The organism is Pseudomonas sp. ASL7 (assembly GCF_056680375.1).
This window is the reverse complement of the sequence record NZ_CM155279.1, coordinates 449,638-469,415: the sequence shown is the minus strand read 5'-3', so window position 1 is coordinate 469,415 and position 19,778 is coordinate 449,638. Positions and strand designations below refer to the sequence as shown.

Genomic DNA, 19,778 nt, shown 5'->3' with positions numbered 1-19,778 from the left:
CTCGCTCCTACAAAGGGTTCATTGCACGGGCAGGAAATTGAGGAACAGCAAACTCTGCGCGTAATTCAAAGCGATTCGCCGGTAACGCTCGTCGAGCATCTGTGTCAGCAAATCCAACCGGGCAACGATCTTGCCGAACTCCACGGCAAAACTCAGGTTACTGCCCTCCTCCGAGATTTCATTCGAGAACAGCAACGGTTCGCCGTTCTTGTTTTGCCGTTGGCTCAATATCCAGGTGGCTATCTCGATGTTACGTGCGGCATTGCTGACGAATGTCGGGTTGATGGCGTCCGTCATGTAGAACTCCAGCCGATTGCCGTGGGCCGTGACCAACATGCTGCCGATGGCATAGATAAAGGCACCGACGCGGTCACCGAGGAATTGCGGACTCATGGCATATCTCAACGCCGCCAGGTCTTTTTTATCACCCAGGGTCGGGAGCGGCTGTTGCAGTTCGATAGCCATGCGCACTTGGTTTCCAGCGATGCGGGCGTTGAGGAAGCCGGATTTTTTCAGCTCGTCGGGGTTGCGCAGGTAAAGCTTGCTCATCAGCAGGTAGAGGCTGTCGAGGTTGTCGCGCATCGTCAGGGTCGCCATGCGATCAACGCTGGTCTGGAGAAACTCCTGAGGTTTGCCTTCGCCAAACTGGGTGACGATGTCCCGGCCTTGCTGCTGGCTGCAACCGCTGGCAAAGAGCATCGATACGCAGGCCAGCACCAGGCAATGGCGTCGGATTGACGGGGCGATGAGGAGTAAAACTCGAGCCATGGGCACTTGAACTTGGCATGGGCCTGAAGAGGGGATCGCCGCAGGCAGGCCAATGGTAGAGCGGTGAATCCTGAAAAAGTGCGGTGCCGATGGTCCGTAAGTGCTGGCGCAAACTGCGATCTTTTAATTTGAAAGGGGAACCACCGGCTTATCCTGCTGCCAACTGGAGAGCATTCATCGTTTCAAAATAAGGAGGTTTTCATGCGGACCCTCGAACTGGCCGGCGTCCACGTACCGGTCATCGGCCAAGGCACCTGGCGCATGGGTGAAGATCACACCCGACGCACTCAGGAAGTCGCCGCGCTACGCCTGGGCATCGAGCTGGGCATGACCCTGATCGATACCGCTGAAATGTACGCCGAAGGTGGCGCCGAGGAGGTGGTGGGCGAAGCCATCGCCGGTCAGCGCGACAACGTTTTTCTTGTCAGCAAGGTCTACCCGCACAACGCCAGCCGCACAGGCATCCCTCAGGCGTGCGAACGCAGCCTGCAGCGTCTGAATACCGATTACATCGATTTGTATTTGTTGCACTGGCGTGGCCAGTATCCCCTGGAGGAAACCGTCGAAGCTTTCGAACGCTTGCGCGACGCCGGCAAAATCGGCCGCTGGGGCGTGTCCAATTTTGACGTGGATGACTTGCAGGAATTGGCCTCGCCGGCCTGTGCCACCAATCAGGTGCTCTACAATTTAGAAGAGCGCGGCGTTGAATTCGATCTGCTGCCCTGGAGCCAACAGCATCAACTTCCGCTCATGGCCTACTGCCCAATCAGCCAGGGTGGGCATATGTTGGTCAATTCAACACTCCATCAGGTGGCGGCCCGTCACGGGGTAACACCGGCTCAGGTAGCGCTGGCATGGATTCTGCGTCAGGACGTGGTGATCGCCATCCCCAAAGCGGTCCGGCCTGAACATGTACAGCTCAATGCGCATGCGGCGCAATTGCAGCTCGAAGCAGGGGATCTGGAGGCGCTGGACCACGCGTTTCGCGCGCCACAACGCAAACAGCGGTTGGCCATGGTCTAAGCCATCGCGGTTTCATCAGAGGGCTTCTGTATGAGAAGCACTGATCAGTTGGACACCTTTAATCTGCAACGCTTTGTCCTGGCGCAGGCGCCGGTGTTCGATCGGGTTCAAGAAGAACTGAGCGCCGGCAAGAAACGCCGGCATTGGATGTGGTTCGTTTTTCCGCAGATTGCCGGCCTCGGCGCCAGTGAAATGTCCCGTCATTTCGCCATTGCTTCCGGACAGGAAGCGGCTGCGTACCTGGCCCATCCACTGCTGGGCTCACGCTTGCGGATGTGCACGCAATTAGTGCTGAACGTCCAGCAACGCTCGATTGCCGAGATTTTTGGTCACCCCGACGACCTCAAATTTCACTCATCGATGACGCTGTTCGCCCAGTTCGCCCCCGAAGACAGCCTGTTTCACCAGTCGCTGCAGCGCTACTTTCACGGCATACCGGATGACTGGACGCTCTCACTGCTGGACTCAAAACAGGCCCAGCTGCCCACCAATCAAGGTTGAAAAGTCGTCGTCCACAAACGGTAATATGGCGTCAGCCACCGGTTGCAGCTGCCGTGTGACGTAATGATCGTAGTCGATGGGCGCACTGCGGATTTCCAGCGGCTCGGGACCGGCGACGGTGATCACGTAACTGATCCAGCCACCGTTCTGGTATTGCCGCGGCCGCCCCTGCCGGTCGTTGTAATCATCGGCAATGCGCGCCGCTCGCACATGCGGCGGCACATTGCGCTGACAGTCATCGAGGGTGCGGCGCAGACGCTTACGGTAGATCAGACGGTCATCGAATTCACCGGCCAGGGTTTTGCGCACGTAGTCGCGCACGTAATCCTGATAGGGCTTGCGATGGAAAATCCGCGAATACAGTTCCTGCTGAAATTGCCGGGCCAGCGGCGACCAGTCGGTGCGCACCGTTTCCAGCCCCTTGTAGACCATTTCATCGGTGCCGTCGGCACGAGTGACGAGCCCGGCATAGCGCTTCTTGCTGCCCTCCTCAGCCCCCCGAATGGTCGGCATCAGAAAGCGTTTGTAGTGGGTTTCGAACTGCAACTCCAAGGCACTTTCCAGCCCATATTCCTGCCGTACATGCTCGCGCCACCATTGGTTGACGTGGTCCACCAGCGCGAGGCCAATCTTCGCCGCCTCTTCCTGGCCGTGGGCGCGGCGCAACCAGACAAAGGTCGAGTCGGTGTCGCCGTAGATCACGGTGTGGCCTTGGGCTTCGATCAGCTGGCGGGTGCGCAGCATGATCTCGTGACCTCGCAAGGTAATGGACGACGCCAGGCGTGTATCGAAGAAGCGGCAGCCGCTGGAGCCGAGCACGCCGTAGAAGGCGTTCATGATGATCTTTAGCGCTTGGGACAGCGGCGCGTTGTGTTCGCGCTTGGCGGTTTCGCGGCCTTGCGCGACGCGGGCCACGATGGCGGGCAGGCAATGCCGGGTCCTGGAAAAACGCGCGCCACGGAATCCGGGTACGGACTCGCTGTCGTCGGGATGTTTGAGTCCCTCGATCAGCCCCACCGGATCGATCAGGAAAGTGCGGATGATCGACGGATAAAGGCTCTTGTAGTCGAGCACCAGCACCGATTCGTAGAGCCCCGGTTGCGAGTCCATGACAAAACCACCGGGGCTGGCTTGGGGTGGTCGACCGCCGAGATTGGGCGCGACGAAGCCTTGGCGGTGCATCAGCGGCATGTAGAGGTGAGTGAACGCCGCCACCGAACCGCCGCTGCGATCTGCCGGCAGACCGGTGACACTGGCCCGTTCCAGCAGAAACGTCAGCAACTGGGTCTTGGCAAAGATCCGCGTGACCAGTTCGCAATCCTTGAGGTTGTACTTGGCCAGCGCCGGCTTGTCCTCGGCGAACATGCGATTGATTTCATCCATGCGCTGGTACGGCGTGCTGATCGACTTACCCTCGCCGAGCAGGGTCTGCGCGACATTTTCCAGGCTGAACGAGGGGAAGCTCCAGGTCGCCGAGCGTAGGGACTCGATACCGTCGATGATCAATCGGCCGGCGGCCGAGGCGAAGTAATGGTTGCGGCTGCCGTGTTCACGCCACTGCATTTCCTCGCCGCCACGCCCGAGCTTTAGCGGCACCGCCAGACGTCGGGCGTGTTCGTGCAGCACCCGCAAATCGAACTGCACGAGGTTCCAGCCGATGATCGCGTCAGGGTCATGCCGGGCAAACCATTCGTTGAGTCTTTTCAGCAGCAGGGTTCGGGAGTCGCAGTACTCGAGCTGGAAATCCACACCAGAATCGTCGCCATTGGGCGGGCCGAGCATGTAGACCTGGCGCTCACCGCAGCCTTCCAGCGCGATGGAATACAACTCGCCCTGGGCGGTGGTTTCGATGTCCAGGGAGACCAGTTTCAAGGTCGGTCGATAGTCGGGATCGGGTTTCATCTGCGCGTCGAGCAGCAGGCCATCGGCACTCGGTGTGCCGCCGAAGATGACCGGTGCCGTGATGAATCGCTCCATCATGTAGCGCTCGGGCGGGCGAATGTCAGCTTCGAACATCTCAACGCCGGACTTGCGCAGCGCGGTTTCCAGTCGCATCAACTGACCGTGCTGCTGGCAATACAGACCGAGCACCGGGCGGTGCTCGAAATCGAGCAGCGCCAAAGGCCGCAGCTCGACGTTTTTTTCGCCATGCAACACCTGTTCAGCGTGCTCACGTTGAGCCGCCGGAATAAACGCCACCGACGGTTGATAAGGCAGGCGGATTCGCTGAGGACCGCTATCGGTCGCCAGCCAGAACTCGACTTCCGTGCCGGCCGGGGTGTCGCGCCAATGCCGGGTCAGGACGAAGCCCTGCTGTAAATCCACCACTGCAACCTCACGATCTGATTCAGGTCGCAATTCTACGCGTGCCCGCCCTGAAAAGATCGCCGCCCGCTGCGGATCGGCGCTATGCCTGTCTCCCCTGTAGGAGCGAGCTTGCTCGCGATGGAGTGTCAGCTAAACAAGGTGTCGACTGACACTCCATCGCGAGCAAGCTCGCTCCTACGGGGGTTGCAGTGTCAGATACGGAACTGTCCGACCAGTTGGCCCAGGCGCTTACCGAGTTCTGCCAGACTGCGGGAGGTTTGGGCACCAAGCTGGGTTTCGTCGGCGACGCTGTCCACCGCCACGGCAATCTGATGCACGCTGCGATTGATCTCCTCGGCCACGGCGGTCTGCTCCTCGGCGGCGCTGGCAATCTGAGCGTTCATCGAGTTAATGGTGGCGATCAACTGAGCCATGGTATCCAGCGAGGCGCCCGCCTCGTTGGCCTGGGCCGAAGTGCCATCGCCGGCCTCGCTGGATCGACGCATGGCTTCCACCGCCGATTGGGTGCCGGCCTGCAAACGGTCGATCATGCCCTGGATTTCCTGGGTACTGATTTGTGTGCGACTGGCCAGCGCACGGACCTCATCCGCCACCACGGCAAACCCCCGGCCAGCCTCACCGGCCCGGGCCGCTTCGATGGCAGCGTTGAGCGCCAGCAGGTTGGTCTGATCGGCAATCGAGCGGATCACACCCAGCACGCTGACGATCGACGACACGTCTTTTTGCAAGCTGTCGAGGGACAGGCCGCTGCTGCGAATGTCATCCACCAACGCGTGAATTTTCACAATGCTGCCCGCGACCACACGCTTGGCAGCCTGACCTTCTTCGTCAGTCTGCTGGGCAGCCACCGCTGCGTTTTGTGCGCTTTTGGCGACTTCCTGGGCGGCAGCCGACATTTCGTTGATCGCCGTGGCGACCTGATCGGTTTCGTGACGCTGACGCTCCATCGCCTGATCCGAACGCTGGGCCTGGTCAGAGACTTGATTGACCAGCCCGGTCAGTTGCGACGTCATTTCAGTGATCTGGCGCACCAGGCCGTGGATCTTGTCGACGAAACGGTTGAACGAGCCGGCCAGCTCACCGAGTTCGTCCTGACGGGTGATCGTCAAGCGCCGGGTCAGGTCACCCTCGCCCGCCGCGATGTCGTCGAGGTTGGCTTTCATCTGGTTCAGCGGACGCAGAATGGTGTTGGCCAGCAGCATCCCGACAGCGGCGATCACCAGCAACATCACGGCGGCGAGGCCGGCAATGGTTAACACCACCCCTTCCATCCGCTCCTGCACCTTGGCCTCAACCAGCGCGACTTGCGCCTCGATACCGTCGAGGTTCACCGACGTACCGACCGCCATGTCCCACTTCGACAGGTATTCGGTGTAACCCAGTTTGGGCACCTGCACCTGGCTGTTGCCGGGCAACGGCGAACTGTATTGCAGGTAGTGCGTGCCGTCCTTCGCGACATTTACCAGGTCGCGGTTGACGTAGACACCATTCGGATCACGGTTGTCCTTGAAGCTCTGGCCCACGCCTTCGGAACTGTTGGCCTTGAACAGGCGCACGGTGTTGGAGTCGTAGCCGAAGAAATAGCCTTCCTTGTCATAGGTGATACTCGACAGCAACTTGATCGCCTGGGCCCGTGCCGCGTCATCGCCGGGAGCGGCGGCGTCATAGAGCGGTTTGATCGTGGTCATGGCCACGGCGACGTAACTTTGCAGGGTCGCCTTGGCATCGCTGAGCAGACGCTGACGCGTTTCCTCGACTTCCTTGTGAGCCTGTTCCTGGAGAATGAACAACGTGGCCACGCTGATGACCAGCGCAAAGAGCAACACCGGGAGAACGGCAAGGGACAGGACTTTGGCCTTCAGGCTCATGCGCATGACGTTCACTCTGATTTTGTTGGCGTGGTTAAAGGCTTTAACGGCACACAAAACCAAAAGTTGAGTCGTGAAGGCATCCTGCCCCCTGTAGGAGCGAGCTTGCTCCGGGCGGCGTTCCGACGAAGGACGTTAACGATAACGCGCTCCTCCTGAATAAACGCGTTGCTCTTAGGTCATTCGCGAGCAAGCTCGCTCCTACAGGGGGCGGTGGTTATCGTCCGGGACCATCAAGAAAGCCGAATCACGGCCGCTACAGTGCAAAGTCTCAGATATATATCGAATAAGGACGTCTCCATGTCGCTCAGACAACTTTCCATTCAATGGAAGATCACCCTGTTGGCCGGGCTTTGCCTGGCCGGTGTCGTGACCCTGCTCGTGGGTCTTTCGCTGTATCGCATGGAGCACAGCTCCGCGCTGGTGAAAGCCTCAAGCATGGAGATGCTCAACGAAGCTGCCCAGGCCCGGATCGAATCCCAGGGCGAGAACCAGGCGCTGAACATTCGTCAGCAGTTTATGGACGCTTACCAATACGGCCACGGCTTTTCGCGTCAGGTGCTGTTTCTGCGCGAGCAGGCCGAGAAGCGCTTTCTCGATGCCTTCGACCTGCGTGAGGACATGACCCGTCAGGTCAAGTCGGCCCTGCAAGCCAACCCGGACTTGCTCGGACTATCCTTGGTGTTCGAACCCAACGGTCTGGACGGCAAGGACGAACTGTTCGCCGGCCAGAGCGAAGTCGGCAGCAACGACAAGGGGCGCTTTGCCTTGTACTGGTCGCAATCGACCCCAGGCCAACTGACCTCCATGCCACTGCCGGAAAGCGACATTGCCGACACCCGCACCGGCCCCAGCGGCGAATCGGCCAACGCCTGGTTCACCTGCCCGCGCACGACGCTCAAGCCGTGTGTGATCGAACCCTACTTTTACATGATCAACGGCCAGAACGTGCTGATGACCAGCATCGTTTTCCCGCTGATGGTCAACGGCAAGGTCATCGCTTCGCTGTCGGTTGATATCAACCTCAACAGCCTGCAAGCGGTCAGCCAGGGCGCCAGCAAGAAGCTTTATGACGGCCAGACCAATGTCAGCATCATCAGCCCGGCCGGTTTGCTCGCCGGTTACAGCCCGGACGCCAGCAAACTCAGTCAGCGCCTGGAGGCCGTGGACAAAACCAGCGGTGCCGAGCTGATCCGCATGCTCGCTTCCAGCACCCACACCCTAAGCCTGCGCAGCAATCAGCAATTGAAAGTGCTGTCGCCGTTCCAGCCGATTCCCGGCGGCAAGTCGTGGGGCGTGCTGCTCGATGTCCCGGAAAAAGTCCTGATCGGCCCAGCCGAAGCGCTGAAAAAACAACTCGATGACAGCAACACGGCCGGCACACTCGTCGAACTCGGCCTGGGCGTGCTGGCCGCGCTGATTGGCCTGTTGCTGGTGTGGCTGATGGCGCGTAGCGTCACCAAGCCGATCCTCGGCGTGGCGCACATGCTGGAAGACATTGCGAGCGGCGAAGGCGACCTGACCCGCCGCCTGGACTACGACAAGAAGGACGAACTGGGCCAGTTGGCCGGTTGGTTCAACCGCTTCCTCGACAAGTTGCAACCCATCATCGCCGAGGTCAAACGCTCGGTGCAGGACGCTCGCAGCACGGCGGATCAATCCTCCGCCATCGCCACCCAGACCAGCGCAGGCATGGAGCAGCAATACCGCCAGGTGGACCAGGTCGCGACCGCATCTCACGAAATGAGCGCCACCGCCCAGGATGTCGCCCGCAGTGCCGCGCAAGCCGCCCACGCGGCGCGGGATGCCGACCACGCTACCCGTCGCGGCCTGACCGTGATCGATCAGACCACCACCAGCATCGACAACCTCGCCGCCGACATGAGCGCGGCGATGGTGCAAGTCGAAGGGCTGGCGGCCAACAGCGAGAAAATCGGTTCGGTGCTGGAAGTGATTCGCGCCATCGCCGAACAGACCAACCTGCTGGCGCTCAACGCCGCGATCGAGGCGGCCCGCGCGGGTGAAGCCGGACGCGGTTTTGCCGTGGTGGCCGATGAAGTACGCAACCTGGCGCGTCGGACCCAGGAGTCGGTCGAAGAAACCCGCCTGGTGATCGAGCAGTTGCAGAGCGGCACGCAGGAGGTGGTGGGCTCGATGAACAACAGCCATCGTCAAGCTCAGGGCAGTGTCGAGCAGGTCAGCCAGGCCGTAACCGCGCTGCGCCAAATTGGCGACGCGGTGACGGTGATCAGCGACATGAACCTGCAGATCGCCAGTGCCGCCGAGGAGCAAAGCGCTGTGGCCGAAGAGATCAATAACAACGTGGCGACCATCCGGGATGTGACCGAGTCGCTCTCGGGTCAGGCCAATGAGTCTGCCCGGGTGAGCCAATCGCTCAACAGCCTGGCCAATCAACAGCAAAGCTTGATGGATCAGTTCCGCGTGTAATGACCGCTGCGTCGCGGGAAACATGAAAAAGGGGGGCGCTCGCTGCTGTGCTGTAGGAGCGAGCCTGCTCGCGATGGTCGTTAACGAATACGCGTGTTTTCTGGCTGAATGCGGCGCTTTCGAGTCCATCGCGAGCAAGCTCGCTCCTACGGGCCTGCCTGTCAGTTGCGTTGAACCTGTGCCGCATTTTGGCATCGTATTTATCGACACCGCGCCTCGCCATTCAAACAGCCGTTTTCAGGTTGTTGCCGCTGAGGCCATCGATACACCTACGTGCCCTTGAGTGGCTGTCAGCGCTCGGGTAATGTCAACAGACCCATAGGACAGAGCACGCCCATGACTTCCAAGCTGGAACAACTCAAACAGATCACCACCGTCGTTGCCGACACCGGCGACTTCGAAGCAATCGCTCGCGTTAAACCCGTGGACGCTACGACCAACCCTTCCCTGCTGCTCAAAGCGGCGGCCATTCCCGGTTATGCCGAGTTGCTGAACGCTTGCGTCAACGACTGCAAGGGCGATGTGGGCCTGGCCAGCGACCGTTTTGGCGTTGCGGTGGGGCAAGAAATCCTGAAGGTCATTCCCGGCCGTATTTCCACTGAAGTGGATGCGCGGCTGTCGTTTGACACTGATGCCGTCTTGAAGCGCGCGCACCGTCTGATCGATCTGTACGACAAGGCCGGCATTGGCCGCGACCGTGTATTAATCAAGATCGCGTCCACTTGGGAAGGCATCCGCGCTGCCGAGATTCTGGAAAAAGAAGGCATCCAGACCAACCTCACGCTGCTGTTCTCGTTCGCTCAGGCCGCCGCGTGTGCCGATGCGGGCGTGTTCCTGATTTCGCCATTCGTGGGCCGTATCTACGACTGGTACAAGAAAGCCAACGGCAACGACTACACCGGCGCGGATGATCCGGGCGTGCAATCGGTGACCCGTATCTACAACTACTACAAAGCCAATGACTACAAAACCGTCGTGATGGGCGCGAGTTTCCGTAACCTGAACCAGATCGAGCAACTGGCCGGTTGTGACCGCCTGACCATCAGCCCGGACTTGATCGATAAGCTGGCAGCGGATACTGGCAAACTGGAGCGCAAATTGGCGCCGGGGCATGCGGGTGAAGCACGCTTGAACCTGAATGAAGCGCAATTCCGCTGGTTGTCCAACGAGGATGCCATGGCAACCGAGAAACTGGCTGAAGGCATTCGTCAGTTCGCCCGTGACCAGGAAAAACTCGAAGCACTGCTTCAAGCCAAGCTCTGATTCAATAGAGCAAACGCAAAAAGGGCGAACCTTGACGGGTTCGCCCTTTTTTGTGTGCTGAATTTGGGTATTGGAGGTCGCGCCGAGATGTGTAGTGTTTGTCAGGCCGCCTTCGCGAGCAGGCTCGCTCCCACACTGTGTGGGAGCGAGCCTGCTCGCGAAGGGGCCAGACCGGCCACATCACATTGTGGAATCAGTGACGCTCCAGCGCATTCACGAGGTCATGAAACGCTTCACGATTGGAGTCATTGAGGCCCATGAGGATCTTGTGCGCCTCGAGCACTTTGATTCGCACCACCTCTTCGGACTGATCCTGATCTGGCAGGTCGGTCAGGCATTCAGGACACGGAATCGGGCGGTCAACGATGTTGAACACCTGCTCGAAGCCCATGGACTGCAGCAGCCGGGTGATGTCTTCGTGGGTGGTGACGACGGTCGGAAGCAAGCCGACTTTTTGCCGCGACAGTATCGACAGCTTGGCCAGCAGGCCAAGGGTGGTGCTGTCGATGCTGCGGGTTTCGGTCAGGTCGATCACGATCGCGTTGAAGTTCAACGCCGTGAAGATCCGCTCAATTGTCGCATCCAACGCCGAACACAGGGTCAGGCGAACTTCACCGACGAACTTCAGGACGAAGGTGCCATCCTGCTCGGCGAACTGGATTCTACCGGTACTCATTAAAGATTCCTGCTCAACACCAACAGGGCGATATCATCCGGCATCTCCCCTAGCGTGGCCAATCCAAAAACCTGCCGCAGACCATCCAGGCTGCCGCCCGCTGCCTTGACCCGTTGAGGCAAAGCCGCTTCTTTTTCTTTGAGTGTTGGTTCTGGCAAAAGGTCCAGAATGCCATCGGACATCAGCGTCAGGCTGAACGTCGGCGGCAGCTCCAGCACGTGGTCTTCGTAGGTGGCTTCATTGAAGAGGCCCACCGGCAGACCGCGCCCTTCCAGATAACGAACACTGTCTGGCGTGTACAACACTGGCAACGGCAAATGACCGCCGATGCTATAGGTCAACAAACCTGTCTCCTCGTCGATGACTCCACCGACCATTGTGACGTGTTTACCCAGCTTACAACTGATCAGGCCTCGGTTGATATGACCAAGGACCTCTGAAGGCTTGAATTCAGGCAATGTACCGCTGCGCTTGGACTCGAACAGCAAGCGCGTGGTCATGAATTTCAGCAGCACGGTCACGAAGGCTGAAGAGGCGCCATGCCCTGAAACGTCCGCCAGGTAAAAGGCGACCCGACGCTCGTCGACCCGAAAGTAGTCGACAAAATCACCCGACAGGTACAGCGACGGGATGATCTGGTGAGCAAACTTGAACTCGTCGATGGTCCAGGGGCTGACCGGCAGCATGTTCATCTGCACCTGGCGACCGGCATTCTGGTCTTCCTGGAGCAGGTTCAGGCTGGCTTCAAGCTCGCGATTGGCCTTTTCCAGCTTCTCGCGGTAGCGCTGGTTTTCCAGCAACAGACGCGCGCGATCCAGGGCCCGGCGCACAGAGTGCTCGAGCACAGCCAGATCTTCGAGAGGCTTGATCAGGTAGTCCGCCGCGCCCAGGCGCAGGGCCTCGACTGCGTCGTTCATCACGCCAGCGCCCGAAACCACGATGACCGGGGTTTGCGGCGACAGCTCGGTGACCTGGCGGATAAGTTCGAGTCCGCCCATCTGCGGCATGCGCAGATCGCAGATGACCAAGTCGGGCTTGTCTTGCTCGAATACCTGAAGTCCCTGCTGGCCATTGCTGGCCTGCAGGACGCTGAAACCACTGTCTTCCAAATAGGCGGCGAGGCTCGCGCGCACTACTTCGTCATCATCGATTATCAGCAGCGTGGCACTGGTTTTTGGCATGTGGGCAAACGGCGCCAGAATTAGGTTGGCGTAGCAGGCGGGGTTTTTTGGCCCGGCTCACACTACTGGATTCGCTTTCTAGCCTCTCTGCTGCACTGTTTTCGAGCGTTTGCCCTACACACAGGTACACCAGAGGTGCCCTTCTAAGGCGCAGACGGTACTCCCATCCGCGGGGCGTTTCAAGCTCACGCCGATGGTCGCCTGACGTCTTTACTTGTCAAATCACCGAGAGTTATAAGAACAGGCAAAACCGTAACCCAATGGAAGGTCCAAGCCCATGAGTCAAATCGATCGGGACTACAGCGAAAAGCGTGACTTCATCCGCATGCGGGTCGATGCCGATGTATCGCTGATTCATCAAGGAGACGAGGTTGCAGCCGTCTGTATCGACCTTTCCAGCAGTGGCATGCAGGTAAAAGCACCGCGCTCGTTCAAGGTCGGTGACCACTTGAGCATACGGATAGATTCAGAGCACGCAGCCCTCAAGGGGCTTGAAGCCGACACAGAAGTGGTGTGGATCAGGGAACAGGACGGCAGCAGTCAGAAACTTGGGCTTACAATCCTGAAGATGAAATAACCCGGATCCCCTTGGAGGAGCGAGCTTGCTCGCGATGGACTCAAGAGCGCCGCGTTTAGCCAGTAAACAAGCGTTATCGTTAACAACCATCGCGAGCGAGCTCGCTCCTACAGGGCGGTCGAGATCAAAAATCGTCTACGACCTTGCCGTCTTTGACTTTGAATTCGCGGTTCTGCAAGTACGCTTCGCGGATAAAGATGTACTTGTCGCCGGTGATCAGCTTCTCGGACGACAGCAGGCTCGCGCGAGTGTCGATGGTATCCAGAGCGAAGAACGAATTGCGCACCGCTACATCGTCAACGTAACGATAAGGGCCGGTGTAGGTGTCGATGTACTTGGACGGCGCATCACGCAAGGTGCTTGGGCCGAAGAACGGCAGCATCACGTAAGGACCGCTGCCTACGCCCCAATGGCCGAGTGTCTGGCCAAAGTCTTCGTCATTGCGGTGCAGGCCCATTTTGGTGCCGACATCGATAACCCCCAGCAAGCCGAAGGTGGTGTTGAAAATCAGACGCGCCGTATCAACGCCGGCTGCGGCTGGCTTGGCCTGCAGGACATCGTTGGCCAGGTTGCGCACATCACCGATGTTCTGGAAGAAGTTGTGAATGCCATCTTCGACAAATTGAGGTGTCACGTACTGGTAGCCTTTAGCCAAAGGTTTCAGCGCGTAAGTGTCGAGTACATCATTGAACTTGTAGATTGGACGGTTGATGCTTTCCCAAGGATCGTCTTCCGAAGCGGCCTGAGCAACAAACGGAACCAGCAATACACTGGCACACACACAAAGCTGAGCGAGACGATTGCTCCAGCGCATAGAAAAACTCCTTGGAATGGTACTGGCGCGGGCACTGGGCCCGGGCGTTAAGCTGGTTAGTATAAGACGTAAAAGCCGGATTAGGCAGCATCGGGCGCGGTGGCCTACGGATGATTGGTCATGATTGTGAGCGATTCACAACAATGTCACTCAACTGTCACCGGCGACGCCTAGCCTTGTCACTATTTCAGGGACGTTGACATGCCACATGCCGAAACATTGCCCCTCGTTGCGCCCAGCCTGACCGCCGTGTTGTTCGGTCTCAGTGGTTGCCTGGTGGATTTCGGCGCCCGCACGCGCCCGCATGACGGTCCTGTTGCCGAACACGCCGAGGTGACACCTGGCGCGCTGGAGAGTCTGCGCAGTCTGCAACGTCAGCAGATCCCCTGTGCCTGGCTCGATGAGCTCCCCCCTGCCCTCAGCCACTCACTGGCCGCCGCCTTGCCGGACTGGATCAAACCCTCGCAACATCCAGAAACAAACAACCCTTGGCCGGCACCGAATGCCTGCTGGCAAGCGTTAATGACCTTGAATGTCGAACGCCTGGAGGGTTGCGTGCTGGTCAGCGGCGAACCGCGATTGCTGCAAGCCGGGCTCAATGCCGGGTTGTGGACGATTGGCCTGGCATCCTGCGGCTCGCTTTGCGCAATGGCGCCCAACGAATGGCAGGCGCTGACTCAACAGGAAAGGGAATTCAAACGGGGCAAGGCGACGGTCCAGCTGTTCGGTCTGGGCGTGCATTCGGTGATTGACCACCTCGGTGAACTGGACACCTGCCTGGCAGACATCAGTTTGCGCCGACTCAAGGGCGAAAAGCCCTGATCGAGATCATGCACGTTGTGCGCGAGTGGATTAATCTAAAGGTCAGCCATAGACTTTTGGCGTGCTGCTGCGGTCTATGCCAGTGCCTATCGATAAAAGGAAGAACGCCATGCCTGCCCGCGAACTGCAAGAACAGCTCAATACTCTGCGCGAGCAATTGGAACAGAATCCTCCGCTGTCCGAAGCCGAGCGCGAAGACCTGCACGTGCTGATGCAACAAATCGAGCTTGAGCTAGAGCTCGAAACCAAAACCAAGGATTCCAGCCTGGCCGACGGCGTCAACCGGGCTGTCGAACGCTTCGAACTTGAACACCCCGTTATTGCCGGCACCTTGCGCAATATTGCGCAAACCTTGGTCAGTATCGGGGTCTGAACCTGTCAGATACAAAAAAGCCCCGCTATCAATGGCGGGGCTTTTTCATATCTGCAGACTTGAAATGCAACCCCCTGTGGGAGCGAGCCTGCTCGCGAGGGTGTGTCAGTCGACATCAATGCAGCTGACACACCCTCGCGAGCAAGCTCGCTCCTACAGGGGGGGCTTTATTGGCGGACCAGTCGATGGTTCGGCAGCTGCACTTCTTCAGTGCTGCGATAGGGGTTGATGTCCAACCCGCCGCGACGTACATATCGTGCATACACCGTCAATTTCTCGGGTTTGAGCAACCGCTGCAGATCAAGGAAAATTCGCTCCACGCACTGCTCATGGAAGTCGGAGTGCTGACGGAAGCTCACGATGTACTCCAGCAAACTCGCGTGATCCAGCGCCGCGCCACGGTACTCTACCGCCACACTCCCCCAGTCCGGCTGACTGGTCACCGGGCAGTTGGATTTGAGTAAATGACTGTGCACGCTTTCTTCGACAATCCGCGAATCATCGCAACGCAGCAGCTCCGGACGTGGATGTTCATAATTGCTGACGCTGATATCCAGGTCATCGATACACACGCCCGGCAACGCCACGACACCTTCGGCCTCGACATCCTTCAAGCTGCGAATCCGCACGCCCACCGGTTTGCCGGCAGCGGCCGACAGGTCTTTCATCAGCGTCGCTTCAAGGCTCGCGGTGTCGGCAAACGGCGTCTGGTTCAGGGAGTTCAGATACAGCTTGAACGACTTTGATTCGATGATATTTGGCGAGTCCGCCGGGATGCTGAACTCACCAATCGCCACGACTGGCTTGCCCGACGGCAACAACCACGACAGCTCGAAGCAGTTCCAGAAATCCACACCTTTATACGGCAGGGTTTGCGCCGTCAGGCCCAGCTCCGCCCATTTCGCTGTGCGCGGGATCGGAAACAGCAAGGACGGTGTGTATGTGGCGATGTATTCGCTGGATTTGCCCAGCGGCGAGTGTTCGGCTGCGGGATGCATGGCGGAAACCTGACTGAAGAATCAGCGGATTCTACCAGCCTTTGCTCCCACCTTTGAGTGCTTACTGACTGACAGTCAACTTGCCGACCATGCCGGCCTGGTAATGGCCGGGGATATTGCAGGCAAATTCCAGGTTGGTGGCTTTGGTAAAGGTCCAGGTCAATTCTGCAGTTTTCCCCGGTTCTACGAGGACGCTATTCGGGTCGTCGTGTTTCATCATTCCATGGTCCATGCCGGCCATGGCGTCGTGGTCCATGTTCTTCATGCCTGTAGGCGTGAGCATGCCGCTCTGCTGCATCTTCAGCATTTCCTGCTGATGCTTTGCATGCATCGCCGTGTCCCCGAGGTTGAATTCGTGGAGCAATTGACCTTTATTCACCAGCACAAAACGAACCGTCTCACCGGCCTTGATATCGATGGCCTTCGGCGTAAACGACATATCGCCCATCACCACTTCAACGCTGCGGGTAGCCTTGGCCGCCGGGGCCGGCTGACCGAAATCATAAGTCGTCGTTGGCGATGCCCATACCGGCGAACTCAGCGCCAGCAAATACGCCGTCAGCACCAGAGATTTGCGCAAAAACATAGTCGTACTCCAACAAGATAAGGTTCAGCCTGTGGAAAACTCTAAACTGCCACCACTGCCCGCAACCTGACAGACAGATTACAACTTTGTCAGGTTGGCCTGCACTCACACAGCCCACGGTATAAAGCGTTCGTTCCATTTGCCCGAGTTGACCATGAAACTGCTGATCGTCGAAGACCAACCGAAAACGGGCCATTACCTGCGCCAGGGCCTGACCGAGGCCGGTTTCAACACCGAACTCGTGGCTGACGGCAGCACCGGCCAGCAACTGGCGTTGAGCGGTGATTACGCGCTGCTGATCCTCGATGTGATGTTGCCCGGCCGCGATGGCTGGCAGATTCTGCAAGCAGTGCGGGGTGCTGGCCTCGACACGCCGGTACTGTTTCTGACCGCACGCGACGCGGTGGCGGACAGGGTTCACGGCCTCGAACTGGGCGCCGACGATTACCTGGTCAAGCCGTTCGCCTTTTCCGAACTGCTGGCCCGGGTCCGCAGCCTGTTGCGGCGCGGCAGCGCCACGCCACAGGAAACCAGCCTGCAACTGGCCGATCTTCGACTGGATTTGATCCGTCGCCGGGTTGAGCGCGGCGGTCAGCGTATCGACCTGACGGCCAAGGAATTCGCCCTGCTGGAAATGCTCCTGCGCCGTCAGGGCGAAGTCTTGCCCAAGTCGCTGATCGCCTCTCAGGTGTGGGACATGAATTTCGACAGCGACACCAATGTCATCGAAGTCGCAATCCGCCGTCTGCGCCTGAAGATCGACGATGACTTTGCGAACAAGTTGATCCACACCGTACGCGGCATGGGTTACGTCCTTGAAGAGCGCCCCGCCTGATGCGCCGACTTTCGTTAAGCAGTCGTCTGGCGCTGCTGTTTGCCGCGTGCACGGCCGTGGTTTCGCTGTTTGCCGGGGTGCTGTTCAGTCGTGCCAGTGAGGCGCATTTCATCGAACTCGATCAGCAATTGCTGGATGGCAAGTTGATTGGCTTGCGCCGGGCGCTGCATGACATTCAGTCGAGTGAAAGCGAAATAAAACTGGCCGATGAATTGAGCCGGCAGGCTGATCTGTCGCTACGGATCACGGGCAGCGATGGCCAGCGCTGGTATGACAGCTCATCGCGCCTGCCCGATAAGCTTGCGCAAAAACCGGGTTTGTCGACCCTGAACGACGACGGCACCGACTATCGTGTCCTGAATGCGCCGCTGTTTGTCGACAAGCCTGATTCACCGCAACTAATCCTGCTGCTGGACATCACTCATCACCAGCACTTTCTGCAACGCATGCAGCACCTGATCTGGCTGACGGTGGGTTTGTCAGCCCTGGCCACCGCCCTGCTCGGCGCATGGGCCGCGCGCAGTGGCTTGCGGCCGCTGCGACGCATGAGTGCAGTCGCCAGCGGTGTTTCGGCGCAATCGCTCAACGCACGCCTGCCCGAAGAAAACATGCCGCCAGAGCTCGCGGAAATGGCTCACAGCTTCAACGCCATGCTCGGGCGCCTCGACGACTCTTTTCAACGACTCTCGGCCTTCTCCGCCGACATCGCCCATGAACTGCGCACGCCATTGTCAAACCTGTTGACCCACACTCAGGTCACCCTCACCCGCCCACGGCCCATCGAGGATTACCGCGAAGCGCTGCACAGTAACCTCGAAGAACTGCAGTGGATGGCGCAACTGGTCAACGACATGTTGTACCTGGCCAAGGCTGACCATGGGTTGCTGATGCCCAAGCGCGAACCACTGGAACTGGCGGAAGAAGCGGATCTGCTGCTGGAATTTTTTGCGCCGTTGGCCGAGGACACTCGGGTGACGTTGAGCCGCAACGGAGCTGCTCGCATGGAGGGCGACCGCAGCATGTTGCGGCGGGCGCTTTCGAATTTGCTGGATAACGCGTTGCGGTTCACACCGGTCGGGGGTGAGGTTCGGGTCCGGATTGTCGATCAACCTAAAGGGTTGAGTCTTACGGTAGAGAACAGCGGAAATGGCATTGACGGGGCGTTGCTGCCTCGGTTGTTTGATCGCTTCTACCGGGCTGATCCGTCGCGACAGGAAGGCAGCAGTGAACACGCGGGATTGGGATTGGCGATTACCCAGTCGATCATCCGTGCCCATGGTGGGCAGATTCGCTGTGAGTCGGATAACGGATGGACTAGGTTTGTAATCGAATTACCAAAGGGAGATTGAGGTCAGCAAGACAGGCCCCATCGCGAGCAAGCTCGCTCCCACACTTGTCCGAGTCGACTCAGATCCAATGTGGGAGCGAGCTTGCTCGCGATGACGATTTCAGGGCTTACGAATACCGCAACGCGTAAGCCGGCTCGATCTTCGCCGCCCGCCACGCTGGGTAAACGGTAGCGAGGAAGCTCAAGATGAACCCTGCCGAGCAGATCAACAACACATCCCCACCCTGCAGTTCAGACGGCAAGTTACTGACGAAATACACGTCAGAACTGAAGATGTGCTGCCCGCTCACCCGCTCAATCCATCCCACCATTTCACTGACGTTCAGCGCCGCAATCACGCCCAGCACGCCACCGATCAAGGTCCCGACAATGCCGATCACCGTGCCCTGCACCATGAAGATCGCCATGATCTGCCGCGGCGTCGCACCAATGGTCCGCAGGATCGCGATGTCCGCGCCCTTGTCGTTCACGACCATGATCAGGGTCGCGATGATATTGAACGCCGCCACGGCGACGATCATCAGCAACAGCAGGCCGATCATGGTTTTTTCCATTTTCATCGCACTGAACAGACTGCCCTGGGTGTGGGTCCAGTCGTCAGCCTTGTAAGCAGCGCCCAGCCCGCCAGCAATGTCGCTGGAGACCTTCGGCGCAGCGTACAAGTCCTTCACCGCCAAGCGCACGCTCTGCACCTGATTCGGCTGCCAATGCTGCATCTGCGCGGCATCGGCGACGTGGATCAGCGCCATGGAGCCGTCCAGCTCAGCGCCCACCTTGAACACGCCCACAACGTTCAGTCGCTGCATGCGCGGGGTAATGCCCCCCGGTGCATTGCTGACTTCCGGCACGATCAGGGTGATTTTGTCGCCGACATTCAAGCGGAAGCGCCGCGCCGTGATTTCACCGACCACCACGCCAAACTCGCCCGGCTTCAAGGCATCGAGTCGGCCCTGGACAATGTGCTGAGCAACGATCGACACCTTGCCTTCCAGCGCAGGATCGACACCGCTGACCTGGATCGGCTGCATCGTGCCTTTATAAGAGAGCATGCCTTCCATCTCGGTGAACGGCACCGCCGCCGTCACTTCGGGATTTTTCATCGCGGCGGCGGCAACCGGCTGCCAATCGTCGATCGGGTTCACACCGACGATGGTCGCATGCGGCACCATGCCGAGGATGCGCGAACTCATTTCGCGCTGAAAGCCATTCATCACCGACAACACCACGATCATCGAAAGCACGCCGAGGGCGAGGCCGATCATCGACGTCATCGAGATGAAGGAGACAAAGCGATTGCGGCGCTTGGCGCGGGTATAGCGCATGCCGATAAAGATCGATAACGGTCTGAACATTCGCTGGGGCACCGTAT

The 19,778-nt window shown here is 59.0% G+C and carries 18 protein-coding genes and 1 pseudogene; 9 read left to right on the top strand and 10 right to left on the bottom strand.

From position 1 onward, the window contains the following. Positions 1-18 precede the first annotated feature (18 nt). Complete coding sequence (locus AC1MDT_RS02070) at positions 19-768, bottom strand: hypothetical protein (protein ID WP_480420461.1); 750 nt, start codon at positions 766-768, stop codon at positions 19-21. A 201-nt stretch (positions 769-969) separates the two neighbouring features. Between AC1MDT_RS02070 and AC1MDT_RS02065 the strand changes: the two genes are divergently transcribed. Next, positions 970-1,791: an aldo/keto reductase gene (locus AC1MDT_RS02065; RefSeq protein WP_480420460.1), complete on the top strand. Its 822-nt coding sequence runs from the start codon at positions 970-972 to the stop codon at positions 1,789-1,791. 30 nt (positions 1,792-1,821) lie between these two features. Next, complete coding sequence (locus AC1MDT_RS02060; RefSeq protein WP_480420459.1) at positions 1,822-2,292, top strand: DUF1810 domain-containing protein; 471 nt, start codon at positions 1,822-1,824, stop codon at positions 2,290-2,292. Here AC1MDT_RS02060 and AC1MDT_RS02055 read toward each other — a convergent pair. From AC1MDT_RS02055 to AC1MDT_RS02045, 3 genes and pseudogenes are all read right to left on the bottom strand, one after another. After that, positions 2,257-4,617: a DNA polymerase II gene (locus tag AC1MDT_RS02055; RefSeq protein ID WP_480420458.1), complete on the bottom strand. Its 2,361-nt coding sequence runs from the start codon at positions 4,615-4,617 to the stop codon at positions 2,257-2,259. The genes AC1MDT_RS02060 and AC1MDT_RS02055 overlap by 36 nt on opposite strands. A 194-nt stretch (positions 4,618-4,811) precedes the next feature. Beyond that, entirely contained in the window at positions 4,812-5,567 is a 756-nt protein-coding gene (locus AC1MDT_RS02050; RefSeq protein WP_480422683.1) for a methyl-accepting chemotaxis protein, read from the bottom strand. A 102-nt stretch (positions 5,568-5,669) separates the two neighbouring features. After that, positions 5,670-6,488 (bottom strand): annotated as a pseudogene (locus AC1MDT_RS02045) (cache domain-containing protein); the annotation flags it as partial. 300 nt (positions 6,489-6,788) lie between these two features. Here AC1MDT_RS02045 and AC1MDT_RS02040 point away from each other — a divergent pair. After that, positions 6,789-8,936, top strand: a complete 2,148-nt coding sequence (locus tag AC1MDT_RS02040) for a methyl-accepting chemotaxis protein (RefSeq protein WP_480420457.1) — start codon at positions 6,789-6,791, stop codon at positions 8,934-8,936. 336 nt (positions 8,937-9,272) lie between these two features. Continuing rightward, on the top strand, positions 9,273-10,199 hold the full coding sequence (gene tal / locus AC1MDT_RS02035) for a transaldolase (protein ID WP_480420456.1): 927 nt from the start codon (positions 9,273-9,275) through the stop codon (positions 10,197-10,199). 193 nt (positions 10,200-10,392) lie between these two features. On the opposite strand, the gene rssC is transcribed toward tal, so the two are convergent. Beyond that, positions 10,393-10,875: an anti-sigma factor antagonist RssC gene (gene rssC, locus AC1MDT_RS02030; RefSeq protein WP_007935262.1), complete on the bottom strand. Its 483-nt coding sequence runs from the start codon at positions 10,873-10,875 to the stop codon at positions 10,393-10,395. Beyond that, complete coding sequence (gene rssB, locus AC1MDT_RS02025) at positions 10,875-12,056, bottom strand: two-component system response regulator RssB (protein ID WP_480420455.1); 1,182 nt, start codon at positions 12,054-12,056, stop codon at positions 10,875-10,877. The genes rssC and rssB overlap by 1 nt, the downstream gene beginning before the upstream one ends. A gap of 277 nt (positions 12,057-12,333) precedes the next feature. Between rssB and AC1MDT_RS02020 the strand changes: the two genes are divergently transcribed. After that, positions 12,334-12,633, top strand: coding sequence for a PilZ domain-containing protein (locus tag AC1MDT_RS02020; protein ID WP_480420454.1), 300 nt, complete (start codon positions 12,334-12,336; stop codon positions 12,631-12,633). 124 nt (positions 12,634-12,757) lie between these two features. On the opposite strand, the gene AC1MDT_RS02015 is transcribed toward AC1MDT_RS02020, so the two are convergent. Next, entirely contained in the window at positions 12,758-13,447 is a 690-nt protein-coding gene (locus tag AC1MDT_RS02015; RefSeq protein ID WP_480420453.1) for an MlaA family lipoprotein, read from the bottom strand. 201 nt (positions 13,448-13,648) lie between these two features. Between AC1MDT_RS02015 and pcrP the strand changes: the two genes are divergently transcribed. Together pcrP and AC1MDT_RS02005 are read left to right on the top strand one after the other, a co-directional pair. Further along, a complete protein-coding gene (gene pcrP, locus AC1MDT_RS02010; RefSeq protein WP_480420452.1) occupies positions 13,649-14,269 on the top strand; it encodes an HAD superfamily inactivated hydrolase PcrP in 621 nt (206 codons plus the stop codon). A gap of 109 nt (positions 14,270-14,378) precedes the next feature. Further along, a complete protein-coding gene (locus tag AC1MDT_RS02005; protein ID WP_480420451.1) occupies positions 14,379-14,642 on the top strand; it encodes a DUF4404 family protein in 264 nt (87 codons plus the stop codon). Positions 14,643-14,809: 167 nt separating this feature from the next. Here AC1MDT_RS02005 and queF read toward each other — a convergent pair whose 3' ends face one another. After that, positions 14,810-15,640: an NADPH-dependent 7-cyano-7-deazaguanine reductase QueF gene (gene queF / locus AC1MDT_RS02000; RefSeq protein WP_480420450.1), complete on the bottom strand. Its 831-nt coding sequence runs from the start codon at positions 15,638-15,640 to the stop codon at positions 14,810-14,812. 61 nt (positions 15,641-15,701) lie between these two features. Continuing rightward, complete coding sequence (gene copI, locus AC1MDT_RS01995) at positions 15,702-16,226, bottom strand: copper-resistant cuproprotein CopI (RefSeq protein ID WP_480420449.1); 525 nt, start codon at positions 16,224-16,226, stop codon at positions 15,702-15,704. Between the two features lie 154 nt (positions 16,227-16,380). On the opposite strand from copI, the gene AC1MDT_RS01990 reads away from it, so the two are divergent. Both AC1MDT_RS01990 and AC1MDT_RS01985 read left to right on the top strand, forming a co-directional pair. After that, complete coding sequence (locus tag AC1MDT_RS01990; protein ID WP_480420448.1) at positions 16,381-17,061, top strand: heavy metal response regulator transcription factor; 681 nt, start codon at positions 16,381-16,383, stop codon at positions 17,059-17,061. Next, positions 17,061-18,410: a heavy metal sensor histidine kinase gene (locus tag AC1MDT_RS01985; protein WP_480420447.1), complete on the top strand. Its 1,350-nt coding sequence runs from the start codon at positions 17,061-17,063 to the stop codon at positions 18,408-18,410. The genes AC1MDT_RS01990 and AC1MDT_RS01985 overlap by 1 nt, the downstream gene beginning before the upstream one ends. 106 nt (positions 18,411-18,516) lie before the next feature. Here the strand turns inward: AC1MDT_RS01985 and AC1MDT_RS01980 are convergent, their stop codons facing one another. Further along, positions 18,517-19,761 (bottom strand): lipoprotein-releasing ABC transporter permease subunit, encoded by a 1,245-nt coding sequence (locus tag AC1MDT_RS01980; protein ID WP_480420446.1) that lies wholly within the window; start codon positions 19,759-19,761, stop codon positions 18,517-18,519. Positions 19,762-19,778 lie beyond the last annotated feature (17 nt).